Annotated in this window: 22 protein-coding genes; 13 read left to right on the top strand and 9 right to left on the bottom strand. The window is 54.9% G+C overall.

Annotated features, from left to right (window positions below; genetic code table 11):
* The first annotated feature begins 342 nt into the window (after positions 1-342).
* On the top strand, positions 343-927 hold the full coding sequence (locus AC0V60_RS09920) for a tetratricopeptide repeat protein (protein ID WP_486178308.1): 585 nt from the start codon (positions 343-345) through the stop codon (positions 925-927).
* 11 nt (positions 928-938) lie between these two features.
* Positions 939-2,774, top strand: coding sequence for a CgeB family protein (locus tag AC0V60_RS09915; RefSeq protein ID WP_486178307.1), 1,836 nt, complete (start codon positions 939-941; stop codon positions 2,772-2,774).
* Here the strand turns inward: AC0V60_RS09915 and AC0V60_RS09910 are convergent.
* From AC0V60_RS09910 to AC0V60_RS09875, 8 genes are all read right to left on the bottom strand, one after another.
* Entirely contained in the window at positions 2,752-4,377 is a 1,626-nt protein-coding gene (locus AC0V60_RS09910) for a glycosyltransferase family protein (RefSeq protein WP_486178306.1), read from the bottom strand. The two genes, AC0V60_RS09915 and AC0V60_RS09910, sit on opposite strands and share 23 nt — an antisense overlap.
* Before the next feature lie 29 nt (positions 4,378-4,406).
* Positions 4,407-5,396, bottom strand: coding sequence for a hypothetical protein (locus AC0V60_RS09905; RefSeq protein ID WP_486178305.1), 990 nt, complete (start codon positions 5,394-5,396; stop codon positions 4,407-4,409).
* A 271-nt stretch (positions 5,397-5,667) separates the two neighbouring features.
* A complete protein-coding gene (locus AC0V60_RS09900) occupies positions 5,668-5,925 on the bottom strand; it encodes a hypothetical protein (protein WP_486178304.1) in 258 nt (85 codons plus the stop codon).
* Positions 5,926-6,189: 264 nt separating this feature from the next.
* Complete coding sequence (locus AC0V60_RS09895) at positions 6,190-6,957, bottom strand: hypothetical protein (RefSeq protein WP_486178303.1); 768 nt, start codon at positions 6,955-6,957, stop codon at positions 6,190-6,192.
* Between the two features lie 127 nt (positions 6,958-7,084).
* Positions 7,085-8,137 (bottom strand): glycosyltransferase family protein, encoded by a 1,053-nt coding sequence (locus AC0V60_RS09890; RefSeq protein ID WP_486178302.1) that lies wholly within the window; start codon positions 8,135-8,137, stop codon positions 7,085-7,087.
* Positions 8,138-8,156: 19 nt separating this feature from the next.
* Positions 8,157-9,410: a UDP-N-acetyl-D-mannosamine dehydrogenase gene (gene wecC / locus AC0V60_RS09885; RefSeq protein ID WP_486178301.1), complete on the bottom strand. Its 1,254-nt coding sequence runs from the start codon at positions 9,408-9,410 to the stop codon at positions 8,157-8,159.
* A gap of 82 nt (positions 9,411-9,492) precedes the next feature.
* Complete coding sequence (gene wecB, locus AC0V60_RS09880) at positions 9,493-10,614, bottom strand: non-hydrolyzing UDP-N-acetylglucosamine 2-epimerase (protein ID WP_486178300.1); 1,122 nt, start codon at positions 10,612-10,614, stop codon at positions 9,493-9,495.
* A gap of 117 nt (positions 10,615-10,731) precedes the next feature.
* Positions 10,732-11,799, bottom strand: coding sequence for a CDP-alcohol phosphatidyltransferase family protein (locus AC0V60_RS09875; protein ID WP_486178299.1), 1,068 nt, complete (start codon positions 11,797-11,799; stop codon positions 10,732-10,734).
* 163 nt (positions 11,800-11,962) lie between these two features.
* On the opposite strand from AC0V60_RS09875, the gene AC0V60_RS09870 reads away from it, so the two are divergent.
* Positions 11,963-12,919 carry a CDP-alcohol phosphatidyltransferase family protein gene (locus tag AC0V60_RS09870; protein WP_486178298.1) on the top strand — a complete coding sequence of 319 codons (957 nt, stop codon included), beginning with the start codon at positions 11,963-11,965 and terminating at the stop codon, positions 12,917-12,919.
* On the opposite strand, the gene AC0V60_RS09865 is transcribed toward AC0V60_RS09870, so the two are convergent.
* Positions 12,898-14,019 (bottom strand): glycosyltransferase family 4 protein, encoded by a 1,122-nt coding sequence (locus AC0V60_RS09865; protein ID WP_486178297.1) that lies wholly within the window; start codon positions 14,017-14,019, stop codon positions 12,898-12,900. The genes AC0V60_RS09870 and AC0V60_RS09865 overlap by 22 nt on opposite strands.
* A 380-nt stretch (positions 14,020-14,399) precedes the next feature.
* Between AC0V60_RS09865 and AC0V60_RS09860 the strand changes: the two genes are divergently transcribed.
* The 10 genes from AC0V60_RS09860 to AC0V60_RS09815 are packed head-to-tail and all read left to right on the top strand — an operon-like array spanning position 14,400 to position 24,497.
* Positions 14,400-15,503: an inositol-3-phosphate synthase gene (locus AC0V60_RS09860; protein ID WP_486178296.1), complete on the top strand. Its 1,104-nt coding sequence runs from the start codon at positions 14,400-14,402 to the stop codon at positions 15,501-15,503.
* 44 nt (positions 15,504-15,547) lie between these two features.
* On the top strand, positions 15,548-16,369 hold the full coding sequence (locus AC0V60_RS09855; RefSeq protein ID WP_486178295.1) for a phosphocholine cytidylyltransferase family protein: 822 nt from the start codon (positions 15,548-15,550) through the stop codon (positions 16,367-16,369).
* Entirely contained in the window at positions 16,366-17,598 is a 1,233-nt protein-coding gene (locus tag AC0V60_RS09850; RefSeq protein WP_486178294.1) for a glycosyltransferase family 4 protein, read from the top strand. Before AC0V60_RS09855 ends, AC0V60_RS09850 begins: the two co-directional genes overlap by 4 nt.
* Entirely contained in the window at positions 17,592-18,698 is a 1,107-nt protein-coding gene (locus tag AC0V60_RS09845) for a KpsE/RkpR family capsule polysaccharide export protein (RefSeq protein WP_486178293.1), read from the top strand. The genes AC0V60_RS09850 and AC0V60_RS09845 overlap by 7 nt, the downstream gene beginning before the upstream one ends.
* Positions 18,698-19,501, top strand: a complete 804-nt coding sequence (locus AC0V60_RS09840) for an ABC transporter permease (RefSeq protein WP_486178292.1) — start codon at positions 18,698-18,700, stop codon at positions 19,499-19,501. Before AC0V60_RS09845 ends, AC0V60_RS09840 begins: the two co-directional genes overlap by 1 nt.
* The gene (locus AC0V60_RS09835; RefSeq protein WP_486178291.1) at positions 19,498-20,973 is read left to right on the top strand and encodes an ATP-binding cassette domain-containing protein; all 1,476 of its coding nucleotides are present in this window, start codon (positions 19,498-19,500) and stop codon (positions 20,971-20,973) included. The genes AC0V60_RS09840 and AC0V60_RS09835 overlap by 4 nt, the downstream gene beginning before the upstream one ends.
* Positions 20,974-21,015: 42 nt before the next feature.
* Positions 21,016-21,906: an SAM-dependent methyltransferase gene (locus AC0V60_RS09830; protein WP_486178290.1), complete on the top strand. Its 891-nt coding sequence runs from the start codon at positions 21,016-21,018 to the stop codon at positions 21,904-21,906.
* A 2-nt stretch (positions 21,907-21,908) separates the two neighbouring features.
* Positions 21,909-23,282, top strand: a complete 1,374-nt coding sequence (locus tag AC0V60_RS09825; protein WP_486178289.1) for a glycosyltransferase family 4 protein — start codon at positions 21,909-21,911, stop codon at positions 23,280-23,282.
* 11 nt (positions 23,283-23,293) lie between these two features.
* Entirely contained in the window at positions 23,294-23,557 is a 264-nt protein-coding gene (locus AC0V60_RS09820) for a hypothetical protein (protein WP_486178288.1), read from the top strand.
* Complete coding sequence (locus AC0V60_RS09815) at positions 23,490-24,497, top strand: polysaccharide biosynthesis/export family protein (RefSeq protein WP_486178287.1); 1,008 nt, start codon at positions 23,490-23,492, stop codon at positions 24,495-24,497. Before AC0V60_RS09820 ends, AC0V60_RS09815 begins: the two co-directional genes overlap by 68 nt.
* Positions 24,498-24,577 lie beyond the last annotated feature (80 nt).

Genomic DNA, 24,577 nt, shown 5'->3' with positions numbered 1-24,577 from the left:
AGACATAATGTAAGGTCTTAATGCTCGAAGTAAGGAACAGCAAGAGGAGTACGCAAATCAAATTCTGTCAATGTCGTAACGGGATCGCAGCGAGGCGTCGCTATCCAAGCCCGTAATTGAGCGGCCGAAATCCAGACCGTGACCGGCTTTGGGCCAACTGCTTGATGCAGCGCGGCTCCTTTTGACTTACACAGCTCGAATGATCCATAGTTTACCGCCTTAAGAATGGAAGATATTTGAAACCTCTACCCTTTTACCTCGAAGTGCGGCTCACAAGCGCCCTGCCATGGATTTGGACCAGAGAACCAACGTGCCTGCGCAGCGCAGCTAAAGGTGCTTTGGATGTCTAGGAGAAACCCGATTGGGACAGCGTTCGGGCTTCTGGTGCGCGGGTTTTCAAAACGCCGCGATATTGATGCTGCTATCGAGCAGGGCAATGCACATAGCGCCAAGAAAGAATGGCGCGATGCGGCCTCGTTTTATACACAGGCCCTGAAGTCTGACCCCGAAAATGCTCCCATCTGGGTTCAACTGGGCCATATGCGCAAGGAAGCCGGTGATGCGGCAAGGGCAGCGAATGCCTATCGCCAAGCTCTCGCGCTAGATCCCGGTGATGCAGAGGTCAGCTTGCACTTGGGCCACCTGCTGAAAAATGCAGGCGACCAACATGGCGCGGCAGAGGCTTTTGCTGCGTGTTTGCGAGCAGATACTGAGATGCACGATGCATACGAACAACTGCTTCATTTGGGCTGGGCGCGCAAAGATATTTTGGCTGCGGCTCCCCGCCTGTCCTCTGCCTATCTTGGTCAAGGTGAGGGCCGAGAAAATGATCGGCAGACAATACCGGCCGGCGTCTTGTACAAGGCTGTGTCGCGGATGACGTTTGTGGGCAAACGGCCACGTCCGGCGGCTTTGAAACACCGATAGGGGCCTTTGGCATGAGAAAGTCCATTGAGCGGGTTGTGAACGAGTATGCGCGCCTGCGAAAAGAGTCCTTTCGGCTGAAGAAAGCCATTTCGCAGACCCCTGGGTTGAGAAACGAGTTTGCCGCCTTTCTCGACAATCATGTACCTGAAGATCAATCCAACGCGCCAGCGGGCCGCGGCAAAAGCGATTTGGTCGTTGCCACAATCATGGACGAATTCTCGAACGAGAATTGGTCCCCTGAGTTTTGCAGTATCATGCTTTCCTTCGCCGATTGGGAACGTGAAATTGATTATTTCCAGCCGGACCTCCTGTTCGTCGAGAGCGCTTGGCAGGGAAATTTCTCAGAATGGGCTTACGCGCTCGAAGTTCCCCGTGTTCACTCCAATGCAAAAGAGCTCGACCGGCTGCTTGATCTGTGCCGTCAAAGGGGCATTCCCACGGTTTTTTGGAACAAGGAAGACCCGCTGCATTTTGAAAAGTTTGTGGACGCAGCAAAGTTGTTCGATATCGTGTTCACGACCGATGCCCTCGCTATTGAACGGTACAAGGGTGAGCTAGGTCACGCCCGTGTTTTTGCGCTTCCTTTTGCTGCACAGCCATTCTTATGCAATCCGGTGGGGCGCAGTATCGAAAGAGACCACAGAGCTTTTTTTGCAGGCTCATATTACGTGTCTGGCCATGGTTCGCGCACGCAGCAGATGGATATGCTGTTTGATGCGCTGCTTACTCACGAAGGTGTGATTTATGACCGGGCCTATTATTCGGACAGTCTTGATGTGAAGATGCCGGAAAAATATCGCGCGATTTGCAAACCTCCGGTTTCGTTTGACGAGATTGTGGATGTCTACAAGCGCCATTCCTGCGCTCTTAACGTCAACTCGGTCAGCGATTCTCCCACAATGATGTCGCGCCGAGTTTTTGAGGTTCTTGCCTGCGCCACTCCGGTCATCTCCACGCCTTGCGATGCAATTGATAATCTGCTGGGCAGTGCAGTCGATCAGGTTGCCTCTAGCGAGGAGGTTGAACGCGCATTGATAAACTATTCAAGTGATGCGGATGAAGCGGCGCGAAAAGGGCACATGGGGTATCGCCGCGTCCTGCGCGAGCACACATACAATCACCGGCTTGTGCAAATCGCTTCTGCGGTCGATGCTGCTTTTCCGGGCAAGCATTTGGCAAAGCGCCTGAGGCATCCTTGCGATGATGCAAAGCTCACACTTATCTTGCCATGTGAGGATTTTGAAAAAGCAAAGCCAACGTTTCAATCTCTAGCCGGGCAAACCCATAGAGACTTTGAATTGCTTGTCCTAACCGGCTCAGAATTTGGCCTGAGCGAACAAGAACAGGTCAGACAAATATGCTCCGGCATGCCCGTGTTGTTCCATGCCCGGGTATCCGCTAATGCAGACGACTTTACATCGGCGCTATCAGCGGTGAGCGGCGAGCTGGTCGTGCTTTTGCGAGATTACGAGGTTTACGGCCCGCAAATGCTGGAAGATCTTGCGCTGCCGCTGCGGTATACCGAGGCCAGCATTATCGGGAAGGCTTCGTATTTTTCCTATTGCAAAAATACAGATGCGACGCGGTTGACAGCGCCCGACGAGGCTCACCGGTATGTCGGCGCGTTGGGCAGTGGGCCTATGCTGTTCACAAGAGAGGCTATATCTCTTTTGGCAGGGCAATCGCCCTTGTCTGACAATTTCGCGCAATTTTTCGAACAGGCGGCAGCTTTGGGTCTTCGGACCTACTCGTGCGACCCCTATAATGTTCTGTCACAAGACGGGCAGATTGGCCCCGATGACCGGCACCTTGGCGAAGGTCTTCTTAGTGAACTTGTGAATATTTAGCTTCGGCGGTTCCCGTCTCACTGCCGCCCGCAATTCCAATGGCTTTGGAAAGCTGCGCGAATATTCTGGAATACCCATAGCGGTCCACCAACAATTTACGCTTTGCCGCAGCGATAGCTGAACGCTCGGGCGCGGTAAGGCTCAGTGTCTCTTGGACTTTTGCAAAGGCTTCATCTGTGTCGGCAACGATCCACTCTGGGTCGTAGATTTTGTCCGCACCTTCCCATGGCCAGATCAGCGGCGTGCAACCAGACAGGACCCCGTCTGCGAGCGCGTAATGGAACGATTCAAAGTCGCTAGGCGATAAGATGAAGTCCACCTTGCGGTACCATTCCGAAACATCATTGCCCCAAGGTTCGAATGTGATCGCCTCGGACAATTGCGGGCTGGCTTCAATCATTGCGTACACTTCGTTGTAAAATACCAATTCTTCGGCGCGGCCTGGCGCGCGCATAAATTCGAGCTGTTCCGGCCTTGGGCCCTTGATCTCAAGACGCGCGTCTTGGCCGCTGTCGATCAGCTTTTTGAGCAAGTCTACAGCCAGATCGAACCGTTTGCGCTGCGGGATTATCCCAACCATGCCCAAACGCACCAAACCATCAACATGCTTGCTTGGCGATCGATCGCGATACTCATCATCGAGAAGGAAATTGGCAATTAGGTGCGTTTTGTCCGCTGGAATATCGAACATCTCGATCGCCGTTTGCCTCACGCCGTCTTCGACGAAGATATAGCCATCGACCGCGTCTTGGTTGATCTTATAGCCAAACTTTCTGGCCCGCTCGTTGATTTCTTGTAAGTGTATGCGAATAAAAAGCTTGGTTCCCTCGCGCTTGTTCTCGCTGTGCCAAACTGCGTTGGCCAATCCCCATTCGCAAAAGACAATATCGGCTTGGGCCTGCAATTTGCGCGACTGGTCGAGGTTTTTTGGACCACCCCATTCCCAAGTGTCCCTTAAAACCTTGTGCCCCTTAGCTTTTAAGTGTGAGAGGTATGGGTCGATAAATTTGAAGTCATGCCCGGAAACAACAATTGTTTGCGCATCATCAGACGCGGCGGACGTACCCAGAACATCGCGGGCCAATCGCTCGGTGATATTGCCCAAGCTGTGGTTTTGTTTGATCTTGTCGCTCAAGCCTGCTGGAAGTGTTCTAGACCCACTTTCCAAAATCCGGCGAAGGTCATCAGGGCTCTCAATGAAAAACGGATAATCCTCGCCAAGGAGGCTCCGGTTGATGGTGCTCGGATAGCACAGACACGCAGCGCCCGACCCAACCATTTCAATGAGTTTGGTTGAGACCTCGAGCGTATTGTCTTCAAGAGCTGGCGGCCTGTAGCACCACACATAATCCATTTGCGCCATCTTGCTCATGGACGCCTCGCGGTTGAAGTCATCGTAATGTGCGCTGCCAGACTGCTCGATTTTTGAGCGGATGGATTTGCCAAAGCCCGGTACGTTCTTTTTCCCAACACCGTCAGAGATGCGATTGGCAACAATGTGAAGCTCGCTCTCAATGCCCGTTTCGGCCAATTCGCTCGTCCAATCGAGCATTTGATCGACGCCCCAAAGCGGAGTGATCTTGCCCGCGTATCCGATCTTCACTGGCCCATTTCCAAGCGTGCCTTGCGCGATCACTGGCAGCGTATCGGGGATGGGGGAGGAAAGCTGTGACAGCCAATCTGAGTGTCCGACACCTCAGCAATTTTCTCGCCAATCACACTTGTTTGGGTAAGCAAATGGCCTGCCTGCGACACGATTGTCCCAACCGCCTTTGCCGCTTTCTCACTCACATTGAGCTTGCCGTCCTCAATGTCATAGAAGTCGGTCAAATAGATGGTTGAGCGGTCTCGGAACTGCCGAGTTTGCGACAACAATTCGGCCGCGCTAAGCCCTCGCACGACGACCCTGCGCACTTTAGGAAGAAAGTTATCAAGCTCTCTGATCAGGCCAATCGCGACCTCTGGCGAAATCACCTGATCGTCGGCCCTAAAATCTTGGGGGCTAAGGGGTAATACGTTTTCGCGGTTTTTCACATTCGACCAGATCACATCGCTATGGATATTCTGTTTGGACAAGACCACGGTCTTTCCAGCCGATGCCAAAGCCGACAGCATGGATGAAAGCCAAACAGAAGAGCCATCAACCACATTCAAGTTGATATCAGCGTAAAGAATGAAATCTGCCTCAAGCAAATCCTGCCTTTTCTCCAACATTTTCGCCACATAAGGCGCGATGTCATGCTGAAGCCGGCGCATGTTGATGATGTCAGGCCCGAAACGGATGTTATCTATATTGATGTAACGGTCCAGACTGGATTCCAGCGACACCGCGATCCATTCTCGCTCGGATGCGACGGGGATTTTTGCGATCTGTTTGAACCGGCTTTTCGACCAGCGTCCCCCTCCTACATAGAGAAAGGGCTCCCCATCATCGGAGACCAGTAAGCCCATCTCTTGTGCAACCAACTCGCTAGGCTCACGACGCGATGTCATAAGCTTTGCGGTCAGGACTTTCCTATTGTCATGGATCATCTTGTCTTGGTGAGTGATCGAGAGCTGGTAATCACCCTCGGGAACGTACTCAAAAACAACTACGCGCGACCCAAAAGGTTCGATTGACAAGTTGGTCCCTCGGTGACCAGTTTTTCCGAAGAGTCTGACGGTTTTCTTGTCCGCCAATATCTTGCCGACCGCTCGTTTGTCCTTCGCTTGATCCGAAGAATGCGAGAGAAATCTCAAAAGCTTTTTTGGATTCAGGAAACTCAGTTTCATCTATTTGCCCGGTGGAATGAACTGGCCGCTTCTATACAGTTTCGCGGCATAGACACAAATGATGATCGCGGGATTTTACATTCCAGATCCGAGAGGGTGCATTCTTGTAAATTTGCACACGTTATTCCAACCGAAAAGACCCCGTCAGACCAGAGATTGCATCCTTCAAATCATGAGATGGGCGCGCCTCTTGTTTTTCGCTTTTCCAATCTTGGGCAACCACAAATGCGAAGCATTCGCTTGCTAATGCATAATTTCCTGCAAGCTTTGCGCAGTGTCCAAGCTCGAACACATTGGCGCTACACATATCATTGCTGTCTGAGAAATGGGTGGCGGCACCGAAATAGAGCAGTGCGTGCGCAGGGTAACCGCTGTCCATGAATATCCCGGCGAGGCGTTTTAATAGGCGCGGAAATTGTCCCGCTATCAAAGGGCCAATCGTCAAAACGGCTGCGTTTCTGAGATGACCATGCTTGAGTGCGATACCGGCTAATTGGCGGCGTATGTGGGATGTGAGGTGGCTTGCATGAAGGTAGGCCTGCGGCTGGCGCGTTTTTGGGAACTGATCACTGAGATTGTAGGCACCATCCAGTTTTCTAAGCACTGTTTCGCGTTGTTCTCTCCATGAAGGGGGAAGGTGCCGTTAGGCATTATGGTTTCTCGGGTTCATCCTGATGCGAATGGGCGCAAAAGCTGCGGGAACAGCCGCTGGTCCCTTCGCGCATGAGAGGACCAATTCCACGATCCGCATTTCTTCCAAGGCCTGAAATCTGAGAACACCGTCCAAGCTTTGCGATGATTTGGTTGAACATAACAGAGTGCTACAATCAGCGCCGCGCACCTCAATTTCGAGCATTCGCGCCCACTCCTGATCTACCTGGAACGCCAGTTCCCAATCACCCGGTTCGGGCAGGGTAATTGGGCAGCGAAGGAGTTCTCCGCCCAGTGACCAGAGCCGCGCATCTGTATCGCGGACCTCGGCATTCAGGACGATGTCCTCGTGAAAATACATGCGCCCGCGCCGTGTTTGGCAGACCGTGAGAGCGTCCATCGCGGGTGGGAGCGTTATCACGTTCCCATTTTCGATTGAGAAGCGGTCGCTGTATCTTTTGATTAGCATCTCAAACAGGCCGATCCGGCTGCTCTTGCCTGATCTCAGCAAATGCTCAAACTGCACAGCCTCCTCAGCGGTTGGAGAACGGCCAGCAACAAAATCAATTAAGAGCGAGACGAACCCCTGATCGCTCTCGGGTGCAAATGCTATCAGCGTTGCAATCTCGTAGCGTTGCGCCTCTTCTTGGGGAGCGTTAAGCGGACCGAAACCGAGGCTTTTCAGGGCAAGGTCAAGGGCTTCCAGCTTGCCCAATTCCCCTATCGCTAAGCCTTCGTAAAGATCACTGTATGGCGCCATTAGGGGGTCTACCTCAGGTCTCAGTACCTCTAAACACGCCTTCAGAAAGTCACCCGCGCGCAAAGCGAGGGCGTGATAGATTGCCGCTTTCTGATCGCTGGATAATGGGCGGGCAGACTGTGTCATTTTAGTTGAGCAATTCGCTGAGGCGGGCGGCAATTTGGGCCGCATTGGTTCGCGCGTAGATCTCATCAATCTCTGTGATCTTTTTCGTCAACAATGCTGGCATCAGAGAGAGCATCAACAACGCTTCAGCAAGGGTCTCTACTTTGGAGTTTTCAAGAATGAGATCGCCGCCTGGAAGATCATGAAAAATGGGACTGTCAGAGCGCAATATCGGCACACCAGCGCTCAACCCCAAGCGTACCGCTCCGGAGGCAGATTCGCCAGTGTCCCCATAAGGCATGCACAAAAGATCGGCCGCAGAAAGCGATGTCAGCAATTGCTTCATGCTTTTCTTGCCTAAGTCAGAGTGAATTGCCTCACAGGCAGGGCTGCGCTTCACGGCTGCCATAATCCGGCTCACCTCGAAAGCTGACGAATGGGTTGGTAATGGGCTCGTGAGGATATGCAAACGCAGTTCCGCATTGAGGCTGTGCGCCATGGAAAATGCATCAATCAGGAAGGGGACGCGCTTGTTTTCTGCGGCAAATCCAGCGGTGGCGATTGTAAATGCTGGACTGCGTTCTTGGCGTTCAAAATTGCTGCGTGAATAGACGAAATGGGGAACCACATGAGCTTTGGCAGCGAGGCTCTCTCCCATGTGATCAAGGGCGCTCTCATTATGGACAATGATATGTGTGAAGGCATTGGCAAATGCATCGTCTTTGAGGCCATCTGGGTTGTGAACCGTCATAACACGCGTTGTGTAGCCGGTTTCAGGCAAGATTGCCGCAAGGGCCGCGCGCGTGCTGGGTGTGAAGAAGGACGGGTGATATTGCACCCAAAGAGCCTCGCTGTTCGAACCCATTAATCTTTCGGCAAGCCGGTCTTGCTGGTCAGAAGTTTTAGTCCAGCAGCGGTGGATATGATCCGCATCTCCTGATCGCGCCTTCGCATCGCCGTCATGGGCAAACACATGCCCAAGCCGCTGTCCAAGAGAAGGCTCATCGAGCAGCGCATGGGCATATTCAAAGATGCCGCAGTCTTCACCCCACGTTGAGACGAGGTCAAACGTCATAATGCGCTCTCAAGTCAAATTAGCTCCACACACCGCGCGTGTCGTAAACGATTTTATCGCTGCGCTCTTCAGGCGGAATCGCCTTGAAGACGTCGTGATCGACGAGTAAAAGCAGAATGTCGCAGGTCTCTAGCGCTGTGTCGACATCAATAAGCTCAGCCTCTGTGCCATCGAATTCGCCGGGAAGAGTGTCAGCATAAGGCTCAACCACTTTCACCTGGTTGCCAAAATCGGCTGCAAGTCCGGCAGCAATGGCGAGCGCAGGACTTTCTCGAAAGTCATCAATATTGGCTTTGAAGGCAAGGCCAAGACAAGCGATTGTGCTACCGGGATGATCGCTTGCAAGCGCCTTCGCGCGGGCCAGAACATGATGCATTTTGCCGTCATTGGTCTCGCGCGCCTGGCGAATGATCTTCGCCTCTTCCGGCGCGCCGTTCACAATAAACCACGGGTCAACCGCAATACAGTGCCCGCCAACGCCGGGCCCTGGTTGAAGGACGTTCACGCGCGGGTGACGGTTGGCAAGGCGGATCACCTCCCACACATCAAGGCCTTGCTTGTCCGCAATCATCGAAAGCTCATTGGCAAAGGCAATATTCACATCGCGAAAGGCGTTTTCTACGAGCTTGGTCATTTCAGCCGAACGCGCATCGGTGACAACGCATTCGCCTTTCACAAACCGTTTGTAAAAGGCGAGCGCCTTGCGGGCACAGCGCGGCGTTATCCCTCCGATGGAGCGGTCGTTGTGAATAAGCTCTTCGAGGATTTTACCCGGCAAAACCCGCTCCGGGCAATAGGCGATAGAAACATCCGGCGTCCCTTCTGAAAGGCCCGGCATCGCCAGATCGGGGCGCTTTTCGGCGAACACATCGCGCATTTTCTCTGTCGTGCCCACTGGCGAGGTGGACTCGAGGATCACACAGTCGCCCTTCTTGAGGACGGCGGCGACCTTCTCAGCCGCTTCGAGCACATAGGAAATATCAGGCGTGTGTTTCCCATCGTCGAAAAACGGCGTGGGAACCGCGATCACAAAGATGTCGGCAGGTTCAACCTCAAGGCTCGCTTTCAGAAACCCGTCATTGACCACCGCTTGCACGAGGCCATCCAGATCAACCTCTTCGATATGCACTTCGCCGCGGTTGATCGTATCGACCACGTGTGCGCTCACATCGACGCCGTGAACCTTATAGCCCGCGCGCGCCATAATGGCTGATGTTGGCAGGCCAATATAGCCAAGGCCAATCACGCTTGCTGATTGGGTCGAACTTCTCATTACTTACGCGCTCCACTTGTGTGCGGTCTAGTGTTTATGCAGCGCTAGCCCATCGGGCCAGCACGCAGGATGATGGGTATAATTACTGAGCGAGCAATTCACAAATTCGTTGAGCGGCTTGCCCATCGCCAAAAGGATTGTGCGCGCGTGCCATGGCCGAATAGGCCTCGCTGTCGTCGAGAAGAGTATTCACCTCACTCACAATCGCTTCACAATTGGTGCCAACGAGTTTGGCAGTGCCAGCCTCAACCCCTTCGGGCCGCTCTGTCGTCTCGCGCATTACGAGAACCGGCTTACCCAGAGCAGGCGCCTCTTCCTGAACCCCGCCGCTATCGGTCAGCATGATGTGAGCGATATCCAAAAGCCTTGCAAAATGCGGGTAGTCCAATGGCTCGATCAAAGCGACATTATCAAGGCCGCCAAGCTCGGCATTCATGACGGAGCGGACATTGGGATTAAGATGCACCGGAAAAATAATGGCGGTATCTTCGCGCGCGGCGATTTGCTTCACAGCGCTTGCGATCGCCGCCATACCGTCGCCGAAATTCTCACGCCGATGGCTGGTCATGCCGATGATGCGCTTGCCCGCAAATTTCGCCTCCAGCTGCGCGAGGCCCTTGGCCAGCTGCGGCTTTTCTTCGACTTCTTTGGTCACCCAGTGCAGCGCGTCGATAACGGTGTTACCGGTCACATGGACGGCGGCAGGATCAACATTTTCCGTGCGCAGAGCCTTGGCGGCGGTTTCAGTCGGAGCGCAATGCAGCTTGGCAAAGCTTCCCACGATCTTGCGGTTCACCTCCTCGGGCCAAGGGCGATAAATATCTCCGCTGCGCAGACCAGCCTCGACATGACACACTGGAATTTGCCGGTAATAGGCCGCAATCGCGCCTGCCATCACTGTGGTGGTATCGCCTTGAACAACCACCCAGTCGGGTTCCTCTTCATCCATCACCGCGCCAAGCCCGGTAAGCGCTGCGGCGGTGAGCGCGTCCAAAGACTGGTTCGGCTTCATCAGGTCAAGGTCGTGATGCGGGGTGATCCCCGCGATCTCCAGCACGGAATCGAGCATCGAACGATGCTGAGCCGAAACGCAGATGCGGCTGTCGAAGCGCGCATCGTTCTCAAGCGCGTGAAGCAGCGGGAAGAGCTTAATCGCCTCTGGCCTTGTGCCAAAAACCGTCAATATTCGCTTCGGTTCAGCCATGAATTGCTTTCAGTCTTTCTCAGGTCTCGGGGATTCTTCGCAAGGCGCATATAAGTTATGCGATGATATTGCGAGAGGCAAAACTCTCGATCTTGCTGATTTGGTTGATGGTACCATTCACCTCTCACTTGCGCTAGTTTGGAGAAGGACGATCAGGATCGTCACCAGCCAGATACCGGCGGCAATGGCGAACACCAGCAGCGCCCATTTCGCAAAGCCCAGCGCAAATGCGAGGGCAAAGACAGCGGCATAGACATCGCGCGAGGCAATCGCGGCAAGCGTGCTGGTGATTTTGGAGGGACGGCCGCGAAAATTGTTCTTCACCGCATCAAATGTGAACGGCCCGCCCATCGCAATTGACCTTAGCCCCAATGCGGTCAGCCCTATGATGAGAAGTCCTAGGCCCGAGGCGCCATAGACCGCCCCGTCTGTGTCTCCCTGCCACCACAAATTGAGCGTTGAGAGGCACAGGAAGGCAAGATTGGTGATCCCGTCAATAATGGTGTCAAGCTTAGCGCCAAACTCGGACGAGCGCCTCGTCGCGCGCGCAATCTCGCCGTCGACCCCGTCAATCACCGAGGCTGCGTGAAACAGCAGTCCGCCCGCGATCAGCCCCCACGCGCCGCCAAATATCAGACACATTGCCATCAGGACCGCAGCAAATGCAGCAAGGGCTGTCCCATGCATCGGCGTGATGCCGGGAATTTTGAGCAGGACGCTCGACATTGCCCGCGATACCGGGCGATTTAGCGCGCGGCTGACATAGCCGTCGGTGGGTTTTCCTGTGGCTTTGAGCAGCCTTGTGCCGATCGCATCGAGCGCTTTGATCTGTGCGCGTTCGGGTGGAAGCTCGACCTGCCAGTGCGTGACCGCCTCAGAATCGGACAAAACCACCGGACGTTCTTGGAGGAGGGACAATGCGTCCATGATTGGCAGACCTTGAGGCAAATTGGGTTCATTCGGATCGCCATTGGTAACCCTTACACCGGGCAAGACCCGCGCGAATTCAGACCTCGCCCATGCGCTCGCCTTCCACCCGCCAGGCACTGCAACCACCAAAGCGTCGCTGCCCTCAAACTCTTCCCTCTGGCAAAGGGTGAGGGCGGCGCGTACAGCAGCAGGGATGCCCGCAACCAAATGATTGGCTATAGCATTGCTGGAGAAAAGCAGGACGGCGCTTGCCATTGCGTGTGGGCTTTCGGGAAGTCGCTAATTGAAAAGATCAGTTCGAGCTCGAATAGTGTGCGCCTAATCTGCTTGAGATGAGCAAACAAGTGCTTTGCTATTGAACAAGTGTAACGCAAAAGAACATGTGCAAGGCGAAAGCTGCGGACCAAGCAGGACATTTATGAACGGCCAGCCACCCCATTCAGCTCCGCCTCCACAAGGCACGGACACCGGTTCTGCGCGTGGCGAAGGCGGCGAGACTGCTCAGGGCCGTCCGCGCGAGCTGGAGGATTGGCTCAACGGACGCATCTATCATCCGCTTTCAATGCGGCTCGCAAAGGCTTTGGTGCCTACTTTGATCACGCCCAATATGGTGTCGATCATAGGCGGGGTGATGATTGTCCTTGCGGCGGTTTGTTATACAAGCAGCGCAACGTGGATGGCGGCGGGCCTTGGTCTTGCCTTCCACATGAGCTGGCACATTTTCGACGGGGCAGACGGCGATCTGGCGCGGCTCACCGGGCGCAGTAGCAGCATCGGCGAAGTGATCGACGGGGTTTGCGACTATGTGGGCCACATCGTCCTTTATGTAGCGCTCGGGATTGTATTGATGGGTGAGGTCGGGGCAGCGCTAGCCTGGACCTTGGCAATTGGCGCAGGGGCCGCGCGCATTGTTCAGGCGGCCCATTATGAAGTGCAGCGCCGCCAGTATCAGCACTGGGTCTATGAAGCGCCGTGGCTCAGGGTCACGCGCGAGACAAAGGACGGCTCAAAGGATAATGCGGAGGATCAGCCCAAGGGCATTCTGGGCGGGTTCGCGATCTATTACGTGTTCCTTGCTAAGCTCCTTGCCCCCGGCGGGCGCGAGGTCGACGCGCTTGTTTCGCAGGCGCATGGCAGGACGCTTGAGGCATTGCGGCAGGATATCCAGGAGAAGACCAAGCCTGTGCTGCGATCAACCTATCTGTTGAGCGCAAATTACCGCACCATTGTGCTTGGCCTTGCGATGTTTGAAGGCTCGCCTTTGTACTTCTTCGCGTTTGAGGCCATCGGGCTCACGTTGGTGCTTGCATGGTCAATCTTGACAGCGCGCAAGGCTTCGGCTGCTATCATCGCTCAGGCTAATACCTTGCGGTAAATCGCCAGATTGGCGCGCGCGAACTCCTCCCACGACAGCTCTTTTGCCCGCGCCAGCCCTTTGTGACTCAAGTCTTTTGCGATATCCGGATTGTCTGCGACCTTAGTGAGAGCTGCGGCGATCTGCTGAGTGTCGAGCGGATCGACCAAGAGCGCAGCGCCGCCTGCAACTTCAGGCATCGCGCTCACATTGCTGGTGATAACGGGGCAGGCGCATGCCATCGCCTCGGCAACTGGATTGCCAAATCCTTCGCATAAGGACGGATGCAGAAGCGCAATTGCGCTTGAATACAGTTGAAGCAGCGCCGGAAAGCTCACCGGCCCGGTGAAATGGACGCGCTCCTCAATCCCCAATGCGCGCGTGAGCGACACCAGATTGCGCGCGCCGGCACCGCGCCGCTGCACCATAACAAGGCTTACATCCTCGCGCCTCCCAAATGCTCTGGCGAAGGCTTCGATCGCGACTTCATGGTTTTTATACGGCGCATATTGCCCGGCGGTGAGGATGAACCTGCTGCTCGGCGAAAGTCCGGCCTCTTTTAGTAGCGCAGGGTCAGTTGCGACCTTGCGAAATTCCTCTGATACCCCGGAGCGGGTGACTGTCACCTTGCCGCCAAGCTCAGGCCGCAGCGCTTCAATCGCCTGCTTCGTCGCACCGCTGACGGCGGCAACCGCATCGCTTTTCGTCAAAGCCCGGTCTATCCCATTTGCATAAAACCGGCGTTCGATGTGGCCATAGAGGTTCGGATTGCACCAATGCGGATGGGTGAGCCACATAACATCGTGGATAGTTGTTACGGTTTTCATGGGCAGGCCGGCTGGCAATATATTGAAAGGTGCATGAAAAAGGTCGATGCCGTCCAAATCCGCGACCTTGCCAAGCCACCAAAGCGTCGCCGGTGAATTCGCCGCAGCTTTGACCGCCACCTCTTTGACATTGGCCTGCGAACGGAGCGATCCACCGAACTTGGCGTTTTTTAGCAAGACGAATTTCAGATCAGGTGCAAGTTTAGGAAGGTGCCGGACAAGCGCCCAGGTGACCTCTCCAATCCCGCTGGGTTTGGAGCTAATATATCTGCAATCTATGCAAACAACTGTCACTTTAATGGCTTCCGAATTGCGGCATTATCGCCTGAAAGTGGTTTAGGATCAGGCGCAAAATTCACCCAATCCCCTTCGATTCGCTGCACTTTCATTCGGCTCAATGCAAGAGCGTTCGTTGTTGCAATTGGGTCAGGTCACCGGGAGTTTGGCTCAAATCGCGCTTTTTATGGTTGTGCATCTTGCCAAATTGTGGGACGCACAAATGAGGTAATGCTGGTTATATCGCGGAACGGTCCTGGCACTGGGGAGTGCCACATTTCGCTGCAGGCTGAAGGGTGTTCGTTTTTTGGTCTGTAATTTCCTGCAACTACCTAGGGGAGGGGGCATGAAGCATCACGTTTTTGCGTGTCGTATCTTTGGGTGTTCTAGGAAGTAAAATGCATTCGATTAAAGTCGCAGTCATTGGTGTGGGGAATTGCGCAAGCTCCCTTATTCAAGGTGTCGCGTTTTACAAATCAAACAATTCGACCAATGGCCTGATCCGCGAAATCGTGGGCGGCTACACAGTGTCCGATATCGAATTCGTGCTTGGCATCGACGTTGATGACCGCAAGGTGGGCAAAGACCTCTCAGAAGCGATCTTCGCTAAGCCTAACAACACAGCGGCCTTTAACCCCGACATGGAACCGTGCGGGGTGACAGTCATTCGGGGGCCTGCGCTTGACGGTGTAGCGGACCATATGACGCAGGCGGGCGAGCGCGGCTTTTCGATTGCCGACCGCGATGCGGCGGTCTCACGGCAAGAGATCGTCGAGGCTCTGCGTGCATCGCAGGCTAATGTATTGGTCAATTTCCTGCCTGTGGGATCGCAAAAAGCAACCGAATTCTACATGGAATGCGCGCTTGAAGCGGGCTGTGCGGTGGTGAACAGCATACCTGTCTTCATTGCCAGCGACGAAACATGGGAAGCGCGTTTCAAGGCAAAGGGTCTGCCAATTGTGGGCGACGATATTAAGGCGCAGGTGGGCGCGACTATCGTGCACCGCGCTTTGTCGAGCCTGTTTGCTGCGCGCGGCGCTAATATTGAGCGCACCTATCAGCTCAACACCGGCGGCAATACCGACTTTATGAATATGCTCGACCGCGACCGTTTGAGCGATAAGAAAGAATCGAAGACCATGGCCGTGCAGGCCGCGCTTGCGACCCGACTTGCGGATGAGAACATTCTGATCGGCCCCTCGGAATACGTGGCATGGCAAAAAGACAATAAAGTCTGCTTCCTGCGCGTTGAGGGCACGCAGTGGGGTGAGGTTCCGATGAATTTGGAGCTGCGCCTGTCGGTTGAAGACAGTCCGAATGCGGCGGCTTGCGTTGTTGATGCAATTCGTTTTTGCAAACAAGCTCTTGATCGCAATGAGAGCGGCGCTTTAACGCTGCCATCTGCCTATTATTGCAAACATCCTCCCGAGCAAATTCCTGAGGATGTGGCCAATAGCCTGCTCGATCAATATCAAACCAGCCTGCCTGAAGCGGCTGAGTGATCTCCGGCGCCACGCGCTTATCAAATAGTCAAAGAGGATCGACGATGGACGGTCTCATTCTTGCCGCAGGCTTTGGGAGTAGGCTGAGAGACCTCGCTCCCTCCAAGCCGCTTGCCATGGTGAAGGGCGTCTCTTTGCTTGAGATTGCCTGCCGTCAGTTGGTAAGCGCTGGAGTGAGCCGTGTGGTGGTTGTGACTGGCTACCGAGCCGACCTGATCGAGGATGCGCTTATCGCAATTCGCTCTCGGACCGGCTGTGAAATCGTTACGAAACGGGTTGATGACTGGGAAAAACCCAATGGCCATTCGGTGATGGCAGGGGCGAGCATCATTTCGGGCAATTATTTACTCGTGATGTGCGATCACTTGCTTTCCACCGGAATTCTTCAGGGGCTTGCTGAAAAGGATAAAGGTCACCCTGGCAGCTGCGATGCCGCTGTAACCCTTGCCATCGACACGCAGACGGTGAGCGAACTTGTTGATCCAGATGATGCGACCTGGGTGGCGATGCGCGGCGATGGCTTCATCACCGCGATTGGCAAGCATTTAACCGCATATGACGCGGTTGATTGCGGAGCCTTCCTTGCAACGCCTGCTCTGGCGGATGCCATTGGCGCTGCGATTGCGTCGGGTAAGCAGGGCTCTTTGTCAGACGGCATGCAGCGGCTGGCTGATCAGGGCCGCGCTGCGACGCTCGATATCGCCGCGCTTGAGGGGCCGAGCTGGTGGATGGATGTTGACGATCCCAAAGCGCATGAGATGGCGGAAAAATTGCTGGATGAGCGTTTCTCGCTGCTCGGCCAGGAGGCTGCTTCTTGGGCCGCGCAGGAAGAAATGCGGCCTGCTGCATTGGGGATCGCGTCTTGAGTGCAGATGAAATCCTGCTTGATGTAACGCGGCTTGTCGCGCGCAGCTGGAGCAACCGGCGCTCGACCGGGATTGACCGGGTGTGCGAGGCTTACACGCGCCATTTTTCTGAGCGTTCGCGGGCTGTGGTGCAGCACCGCGGCGTGGTGAAAGTCTTCAGCCGCAGAGATTCTGCGACCTTGTTTGATTTGCTTTTGCAGCCCGGTGCGGGGTTCCGCTCAAAACTGTTTCGTTTCGCACCTCTGGCGCTTGCCCGTTCTCCTTCGCGGATTGAAGGTAGGGGGCGGATCTACATCAACCCCAGCCACACCGATTTTGATCTGCCGACCCACCATCGGTGGGTCGCCAAAAGCAATCTGCGCAGCGTCTATTTTCTACACGACCTGATCCCGCTCACCCACCCAAGTTTAACCAGCGCGCATGCGGCGAAGCGTCATTTTGGCCGGGTGCGGGGCTTGTTACAGCATGGCTTTGGCGCGATTGTGAACACCAATGCGACCAAGGTTGAGCTTGAAAAGTTTGCGCAAAAACGCGGCAGCCCACTTCCTCCTGTGACAGTTGCGCCTCTTGCAGGTGCCGCATTTGTCGAGGGTGAAACCTCGCCCGCTGCCGAACCGGTACTGGCCTCGCCGCAAAGCCCGCAGCATAGCCCCTATTTCCTGTGTATCGGTACGATTGAGCGGCGCAAGAATTACACCATGTTGCTGCGCGTGTGGGAGAAGCTTGCCGCAGAACTTGGAGCCTCTTGCCCAAAGTTGATTATCGTTGGCCAAGAAGGCGCGCAAAGCGGAGCGATCCTTGAGGCCTATCATGCGATGCCGACGATACAAGAGCTGGTGCAGTTCAAAATCGGTGCCAACGACGCCGAAATCGGCGAACTTTTGGAAGGCGCGCGCGCGCTCTTGATGCCGACCCATGCCGAAGGATATGGCCTCCCCGTGGTCGAGGCGTTGCAAAATGGAACCCCGGTGATAGCCAATGACATCCCCAGCTTTCAAGAGATTGGGCAAGGCATTCCAAAGCTGCTAGATGTTGCTGATGAAGGGGCATGGAAACACGCGATTGGCCGCTTTGCTTTCACAGATCATGAGCGTGATCAACAATTAAACATGATGGGGCGATTTGTTCCCCCCACCTGGCAAAACCACTTTGAGATCATAGATCCCTGGTTGGAACGATTGTCTCAGGACAAGCCGGTGAAAATGAAGAGTATGCAAGCCGAGTGTTAGACCGTCTGAAAGCCATCAACCCGTTGTTTATCGCAACGGTCATTGTCCCAACTCTTATCTCGATCATCTATTTCGGGATATTGACGAATGACGTCTACATTTCGGAAAGCCGATTTGTGGTGCGCACCCCCTCACAGCAGGGGGCCTCCCCGATCAGCGCAGTTCTGGGCCGCGCGGGGCTTGGCGGCGGCGGAGGGGGCGGTGCTGAAGGCAATGCAACTATCAGCCAATATATCCTCTCAAGGCGCGCTTTGGAGGAGGCCAATCAGGATCAGTTCGTCGAGGAAGCCTACACCGGCCCCGATATCTTTTACCTCGACCGCTTCGGGACAATCTGGGGCGAGAGCAAAGAACAGCTTTATCATTATTTTTCTGGCAAAGTGGCGGTTGCAGAAGGCTTGTCAGGTCAAGTGATGACCTTGCGGGTGAGCGCTTATGACCCTTCAGAGGCGCAGGAAATCAATTCGCGCCTGCTGCTCCAATCTGAGGCTCTGGTGAACAGCCTTTCAGAACGCTCGCGTGATGACACTTTGTCATTGGCGCAGAAACAAGTGGATGAGGCGACCGATAAAGCGCGCACTGCAAGGCTCGAACTTGCGCAATATCGCGGCGCTGAGCGCATTGTGGACCCCGCGCAGGAATCTTTGGTTGGCCTGCAAATGGTGGGCAAGCTTCAAGACCAGCTGATCGCTGCAAAAACGCAGCTTCGTCAATTGCAAACCTACACGCCGCAAGCCTCACAAATTCCGTTTCTAACGACCCAGATCCGCCAGCTTCAATCGGAAATCGAGCGGACACGCAAAGACCTCACCGGTGGAAGCGGTTCGCTCTCTAATGCGATGGTGCGCTATCAGGAATTGACGGTAAATTCTGAATTTGCCGAGCAGCAATTGGCGATTGCGCTGGCCTCGTTGCAAGAGGCGCAGGCCGAGGCACGCCGCAAGCGCACCTATCTTGAGCGGATTTCTGATCCCAGTACGCCAGACTTTGCAGAAGAGCCGCGCCGTATTCGCAGCATTCTTGCGACCCTCGTTCTGGGGTTCCTTACATGGGGCGTCCTGACAATGTTGATGATTGGCGTTCGTGAGCACCGCGACTGATGTCTTCCGACGCCTATCAAAAACCTCCACTGCGTGAGAGCCTGGCGGTCCAAGGCCGCGTGCTTGGCGCTCTGCTGATCCGTGAGGTTATCACTCGTTATGGGCGGCACAATATCGGCTTTTTGTGGTTGTTTGTGGAGCCGATGCTCTTTACGCTCGGTGTGACGGCCTTGTGGACGGCCACCAAGAGTATTCACGGAAGCGATCTGCCCATCGCTGCGTTTGCTCTGACAGGCTATTCCTCGGTTCTCTTGTGGCGCAATATGCCCGGGCGAACAATTGGCGCGATCAGAGCCAATTCGGCGCTCCTGTATCACCGCAATATCAAACCGCTTGATATCTATCTCTCGCGAATATTTCTTGAGGCAGGGGGCGCATCCATCTCCTTTATGACATTGGGAGTGGTTTTTATCGCGATCGAATGGATCGAGCCACCAGAAGACGTGTTAATGGTCACAGGAGGGTGGCTGTTGATGGCGTGGTTTGGCGCTGCTTTGGCTATTGCGCTTGGCACTTTGTCTTATCTCAGCGAGCTCGTGGACAAGTTCTGGCACCCGGCATCCTATCTGATGTTCCCTTTGTCAGGGGCGGCATTTCTGGTCTCTGCTCTGCCCACGCGGTTTCAGGAAATCGTGCTGTACCTGCCGATGGTTCACGGGGTGGAATTTATCCGTGATGGATATTTCGGGTCAAAGATCACGCCTATCTACAATTTGTCCTATCTGATCGTCTTCAATCTCGTTTTGTCGGTCATCGCTTTGTTGTTCTTGCGCTACGTTTCGCGCCGGGTGGTGCCGGGATGATCCGGGTTGAGAACCTTTATAAAAAGTACCCAACGCGTTTTGGGGAAAAGCTGGTTTTGGAGAACCTCAATTTTGAGCTCCAGAAAGGCGAAAAGCTCGGCATTCTGGGGCGCAATGGTGCGGGCAAATCCACCCTTATCCGTTTGATCAGCGGGGCCGAATTTCCGACTTCGGGCCGAGTTGTCGCCGATATGAGCGTGTCATGGCCGCTGGCATTTGGCGGGGCATTTCAGGAAAATCTGACCGGGGTTGATAATGTCCGCTTTATCAGCCGCATCTACAATCAGGATTTTGAGACAAATCTGGCCTTCGTCGAGGATTTCTCAGAGCTTGGCGATTACCTGCGAGAGGAGGTGCGCACCTATTCTTCTGGCATGCGCGCAAGGCTCGCCTTTGCGATTTCGATGATCACCGAATTCGACTGCTTCCTCATTGATGAGGTGAGCGCGGTGGGCGATGCGCGTTTTCATGCGCGGTGCAATTATGAACTGTTCGAGAGGCGCGCTGACCGGGCAATGATCATCGTCTCGCACAACGTCGGCTATATCAGCAACAACTGCAACAAATTCGCTCTGCTGCATGATGCTCAGCTAAAAATGTATGACGATTTCGAAGAGGCCTATAGCGAATTTCGCACCAAAATTGGTATCGCAGACAAACAGATCACCTCTGCTGCCAAACCGGAGATGGCCGCCACCTCGCGCAAACAGATCATCGAAGTTACCAACTCAACCGCGCTGCACGATGAGAAATTCCTCAACCTGGTTCTTGAAGCTGACATCTCCATGCAGGCGAAGAAGTGGGATGAGGGCCGGCAGGTGTTTGAGAAAGCCTTTGAGCTATTTCCATTCAACGGGGTTTACTGGAACCAGTGGGCGCATGCGGTCAAAGAGGCGGGCGATTTTGAGCTGGCTGAGATCGGCTATCGCACGGCCTGCGCGCTTGGACAGTCGGTGGGTGAAACGGCTGAGTTCATGGATTTTGTGCTTAAAAAGCAGAAACGCTTCCCCGCCGAAAAGCCGCTGAAGGCGCCGCATTCTGGGCCCACTGATGAACAGCCTTTGAGTATTCCCGATGTGAACATCTTTGGACGCTGCGCATGGGGGATAAAGGAACTGGATCGCGGCGATCTGATCCATTTGATGCGCGAATGCGATGATCTCGATACCTGCCTTGCCGAAATGATCAAGGATGAACGCTTTGCCAAAATGCACCGTGACTGGCTCGAAACCGGAAATGACCTCAAGGCTTATGGTAAGCAGCTGATTTTGCGCGGGGCCGTTACGAAAACGCCTAAGCTTTGGGCGAGCGATCTGGTGACGATTGCTGAGGTTGAAAAAAGCGAAAAGGGGATCCGCAAAGCAGCCCGGATGATTGAAACCATGGCAGAAGCGCTGCCGGTTTTGGTTGCGAGCGGTGGTTTTGCAAATTGGCCCAAGACACAAGCCGCTTTGCAAGAGCGGTTTGCTTAAAGGACGTATGGGCTTGCCTTAGAGCGGCTTGATAGATGGGTTATGATAGCAGACCGACTGTACAATTTGTTCGATGCGCTTGGCGATTTGGGCGCGGGCGGCTCACCGAAGGGTTTCAGCGTGACCGATGGCACGCCCACTCTTGATGCGCCGGTGTCGCAGGCGTGCACGCAGGCGCAGATGGAATCTGAAATCTACGCCAATTGGTGCGCGCGCTTTAAAGAAAAGCCCTGGCTGCACCGCAAACAGTGGGAGTTTGTTTATATCCTCCAGTGCCTCCACCTCAATGACATGATCAAACCGGGCCGTTCTGGCATCGGCTTTGGTGTCGGAGGAGAGCCGCTGCCTGCGTTGTTTGCGAAGAACGGTGTGAGCATTCTTGGGACCGATCTTGATCCTGAGCATGCGCAAGGGCTTGGCTGGATCGAGACGGATCAGCATGCGGCGAGCAAGAATGCGATGAACAATCGCCGCATTTGCGCAGCCGAAGAGTTTGAGCGGCTGGTCAATTTTCGCTCGATGGACATGAATGCAATCGCCCCTGATACAGCGGGCAAATTTGATTTTTGCTGGTCGGCCTGCGCGCTTGAGCATCTGGGCTCAATCGACAAGGGGCTTCAGTTCATCGAAAATTCGATTGATTGCCTGCGACCCGGCGGTCTGGCCGTGCATACGACAGAGTTCAATTGCTCCTCCAATGTGAAGACGCTTGACGACACATCGACGGTGCTTTTCCGCCGCCGTGATTTTGAGAAACTGGGCAAGCGTCTCGCGCGCAAAGGGCACGAGGTTGCTTTCAATTTTGAGACAGGCGACCAGCCCGCAGACCAGCATATTGATGTGCCGCCTTACACTCAGGAACCCCATCTCAAATTGCAGATCGCCGAATGGACCACCACGTCCTTCGGCATTCTGGTTCGCAAGGGCGCGTAACCATGGGCTCGGTCCTTATTGACGGATACAATCTGGCAATGGCCAAAGGCACAGGGATCGCTACCTATGCGCGCAATCTGTGTCATGAGGCATCGGGGCTGGGGCATGAGGTCTCCGTTTTGTACGGACAGCCTATTGCCCGCAGCGATGAGCCTTTGCTCCAAGAGATCAGTTTCTTTGATCCCGTACCGCTGAAAACAAGCAGGATGCAAAAAATTGCGCGCGCCGTGCGCAGCGGCGCACGCAGCCCGTTTCAGCACCATCCCCGCGAGCTTGATCTGTCAGGTCAAGTGGTGCCAACCGCCTTTGCCGAAAGGCTTCCTACCTGTCAGCGCATCTTCAATTGCGAAGACATGTTTCACAGTGCCAATGCCGGATTTGCGATTGGACGCGGCTTTTCCTCCGTCACCATGCCCTCATTTGCGCCTTCATTTGGGCCTTCATCTGGGCCTGCTTCAGCCACCGGATCGGTGGACCTTGCGCATTGGACCTATCCGCTGCCGATTGCGGTCAAGAATGCTGCGAATATCTATACAATGCACGACCTTGTGCCGCTGCGCCTGCCTTACACAACGCTCGACAACAAGCGCTCATATCTGAAGCTCGTGAAGCAGATTGCGAAACGAGCAGACCATATTGTGACCGTCTCGGAATGCTCAAAGCGCGATATTACGAACCTCTTGGGCGTGCCCGAGGAGCGGATCACGAACACCTATCAATCAGTGGCCCTGCCTGATGCTGCGCTTGCCTTTAGCGATGTGGAAGTCGCGCGCATTGTTGAGGGAGGCTTTGGCCTTGGATACCGCGACTATTACCTCTTTTGGGGCTCGATTGAGCCTAAGAAAAACATCCACCGCATGATCGAGGGCTACCTTGCCAGCGGCGTGGAAGCGCCGCTTGTGATCGTCGGGGCACGAGCGTGGAAATCGGAGGAAGAACTTCGGCTTCTCAAAGAAACCGAGGGCAGCGGAAAATCGCGGATTATTCAGCTCTCCTATTGTCCCCAAGGCACTTTGATCAACCTTATACGGGGCGCAAAGGCGGCTTTGTTTCCTTCGCTTTATGAAGGGTTTGGATTGCCTGCTCTTGAAGCGATGTTGCTGGGCACGCCTGTGATCGGATCCAATACGGGTTCGTTGCCCGAGGTTATTGGCGATGCAGGCATTCAGGTTGATCCCTACAATTCAAAGTCAATCGCAAGCGCATTTGCCCAGATCGACAGCGACGAAACCGCAGCGCGCGAATTTGCCGATAAGGGCAAGCGCCAAGCCGAACTTTTTCACCCGCAGCTTACCGCAGGCGCCTTGATGCGCTTTACCGTAAATGGCTCTAGGGTGGTTTATCAAATTGGACCAAAATTGGACGATGAGCAATGAACATGAAGCCAATGACTAACCTAGACCATGTGTCCAATAGGAGCACCGTAAAGGTGGCTCTGGCCGCCATGCTTGCACTCCTCGTAACAGGATGCTCGACGCTGGGTGCAGCAGGCCCTTCGGGCGGCGATGTGCGCGACGCTGACAGCCAAAGCTATCTTGGCGAGGGGATTGAGATCGTCGAACTCGACGGCAGTGCGCTTGCCAGTGCTCGACCAATATGGCCGCTCTTTCGAGTTTGCCGAAGTGTTTTCAGATACCGCTCCCTCGGTTGAGGAGATCGGGTACGGCGATGTCCTTGATATTGCGATCTGGGAGGCTCCGCCGGCGGTGCTGTTTGGCGCGACCAATGTGTCACCAGGGATCGGTGCTGCGCCCGAAGTCGCGGCTTTTGCTGGCATTCCGCAGCAAGTCGTGGGCGAAGAAGGTACGGTATCTGTACCCTTTGTCGGCCCGATCAATGTGGTGGGCCGCAAGGTTGCAGACGTAGAGCGCGCCATTGTTCGCAGCCTTCGCGGCCGGGCCCATGATCCCCAAGCCATCGTCCGCCTTGTCCGCAATGAAACCACTGTGACAGTGCTTGGCGAGGTCGCACAGGCACGGCGCATGCCTCTGAGTGCGCGCGGCGAGCGGGTTCTGGATGCTCTTGCCAGCGCCGGGGGCACACGCAATCCGGTGAACCGTTCGATTGTTCAGATCACGCGCGGCAGCGACGTTGTCGCGATGCCTTTGAGCCGCGTGGTCAAAGACCCTGCCCAAAATGTCCAGCTCTACCCTGATGATGTGGTCACGGTTTTGTTCCAACCGTTTAGTTTTGTGGCGCTTGGCGCGGTTCGTCAAAGCGCTGAGGTGCCATTTGATGGCTCGGGCCTGACCTTGGCTGAGGCGCTCGGCCGGGTTGGCGGGCTCAATGATGGCCGCGCTGATGTAAAAGGGGTCTTTGTCTTTCGTCTCGAAGACCGCGAGGCGTTTGGTGATGAACTTGATGCGAGCGTCAGGACTACCGCAGATGGCCGGGTTCCGGTGATTTACCGGCTTGACCTGTCCGATCCTGCGAGCCTTTTCTCCATGCAGGATTTTGCCATTCGCGACGACGATGTGCTTTATGTCTCAACCGCGCCTGGCGCTGATTTGCAGCGGTTTGTCTCGACCATCTCAAGCGCGGCATTCTCTGTCATTGGGATCACCAACGCGCTGTCGACCAGTAGCAATTGATGGCCGGCACCTGAGCGCCTCTGACGCGCGCCGCTCGCCGCCGTGCTTCAGATCAGTCACACAGCTGCGCAAAAGCTGTT

Source organism: Erythrobacter sp. S259 (assembly GCF_057364965.1).
The sequence above is the reverse complement of the archived record's forward strand: the minus strand, read 5'-3'. Positions and strand labels throughout refer to the sequence as shown.

What these genes read in the sequence shown, in the direction of transcription:
- AC0V60_RS09915 (WP_486178307.1), top strand. Translation starts at nt 939, where the DNA reads ATGAGAAAGTCCATTGAGCGGGTTGTGAACGAGTATGCGCGCCTGCGA.
- AC0V60_RS09860 (WP_486178296.1), top strand. Translation starts at nt 14,400, where the DNA reads ATGCATTCGATTAAAGTCGCAGTCATTGGTGTGGGGAATTGCGCAAGC.
- AC0V60_RS09895 (WP_486178303.1), bottom strand. Translation starts at nt 6,957, where the DNA reads ATGGCGCCATACAGTGATCTTTACGAAGGCTTAGCGATAGGGGAATTG.
- AC0V60_RS09900 (WP_486178304.1), bottom strand. Translation starts at nt 5,925, where the DNA reads ATGGACAGCGGTTACCCTGCGCACGCACTGCTCTATTTCGGTGCCGCC.
- AC0V60_RS09835 (WP_486178291.1), top strand. Translation starts at nt 19,498, where the DNA reads ATGATCCGGGTTGAGAACCTTTATAAAAAGTACCCAACGCGTTTTGGG.
- wecB (WP_486178300.1), bottom strand. Translation starts at nt 10,614, where the DNA reads ATGGCTGAACCGAAGCGAATATTGACGGTTTTTGGCACAAGGCCAGAG.
- AC0V60_RS09840 (WP_486178292.1), top strand. Translation starts at nt 18,698, where the DNA reads ATGTCTTCCGACGCCTATCAAAAACCTCCACTGCGTGAGAGCCTGGCG.
- AC0V60_RS09855 (WP_486178295.1), top strand. Translation starts at nt 15,548, where the DNA reads ATGGACGGTCTCATTCTTGCCGCAGGCTTTGGGAGTAGGCTGAGAGAC.
- AC0V60_RS09920 (WP_486178308.1), top strand. Translation starts at nt 343, where the DNA reads ATGTCTAGGAGAAACCCGATTGGGACAGCGTTCGGGCTTCTGGTGCGC.
- AC0V60_RS09825 (WP_486178289.1), top strand. Translation starts at nt 21,909, where the DNA reads ATGGGCTCGGTCCTTATTGACGGATACAATCTGGCAATGGCCAAAGGC.
- AC0V60_RS09875 (WP_486178299.1), bottom strand. Translation starts at nt 11,799, where the DNA reads ATGGCAAGCGCCGTCCTGCTTTTCTCCAGCAATGCTATAGCCAATCAT.
- AC0V60_RS09830 (WP_486178290.1), top strand. Translation starts at nt 21,016, where the DNA reads ATGATAGCAGACCGACTGTACAATTTGTTCGATGCGCTTGGCGATTTG.
- AC0V60_RS09890 (WP_486178302.1), bottom strand. Translation starts at nt 8,137, where the DNA reads ATGACGTTTGACCTCGTCTCAACGTGGGGTGAAGACTGCGGCATCTTT.
- wecC (WP_486178301.1), bottom strand. Translation starts at nt 9,410, where the DNA reads ATGAGAAGTTCGACCCAATCAGCAAGCGTGATTGGCCTTGGCTATATT.
- AC0V60_RS09820 (WP_486178288.1), top strand. Translation starts at nt 23,294, where the DNA reads ATGACTAACCTAGACCATGTGTCCAATAGGAGCACCGTAAAGGTGGCT.
- AC0V60_RS09870 (WP_486178298.1), top strand. Translation starts at nt 11,963, where the DNA reads ATGAACGGCCAGCCACCCCATTCAGCTCCGCCTCCACAAGGCACGGAC.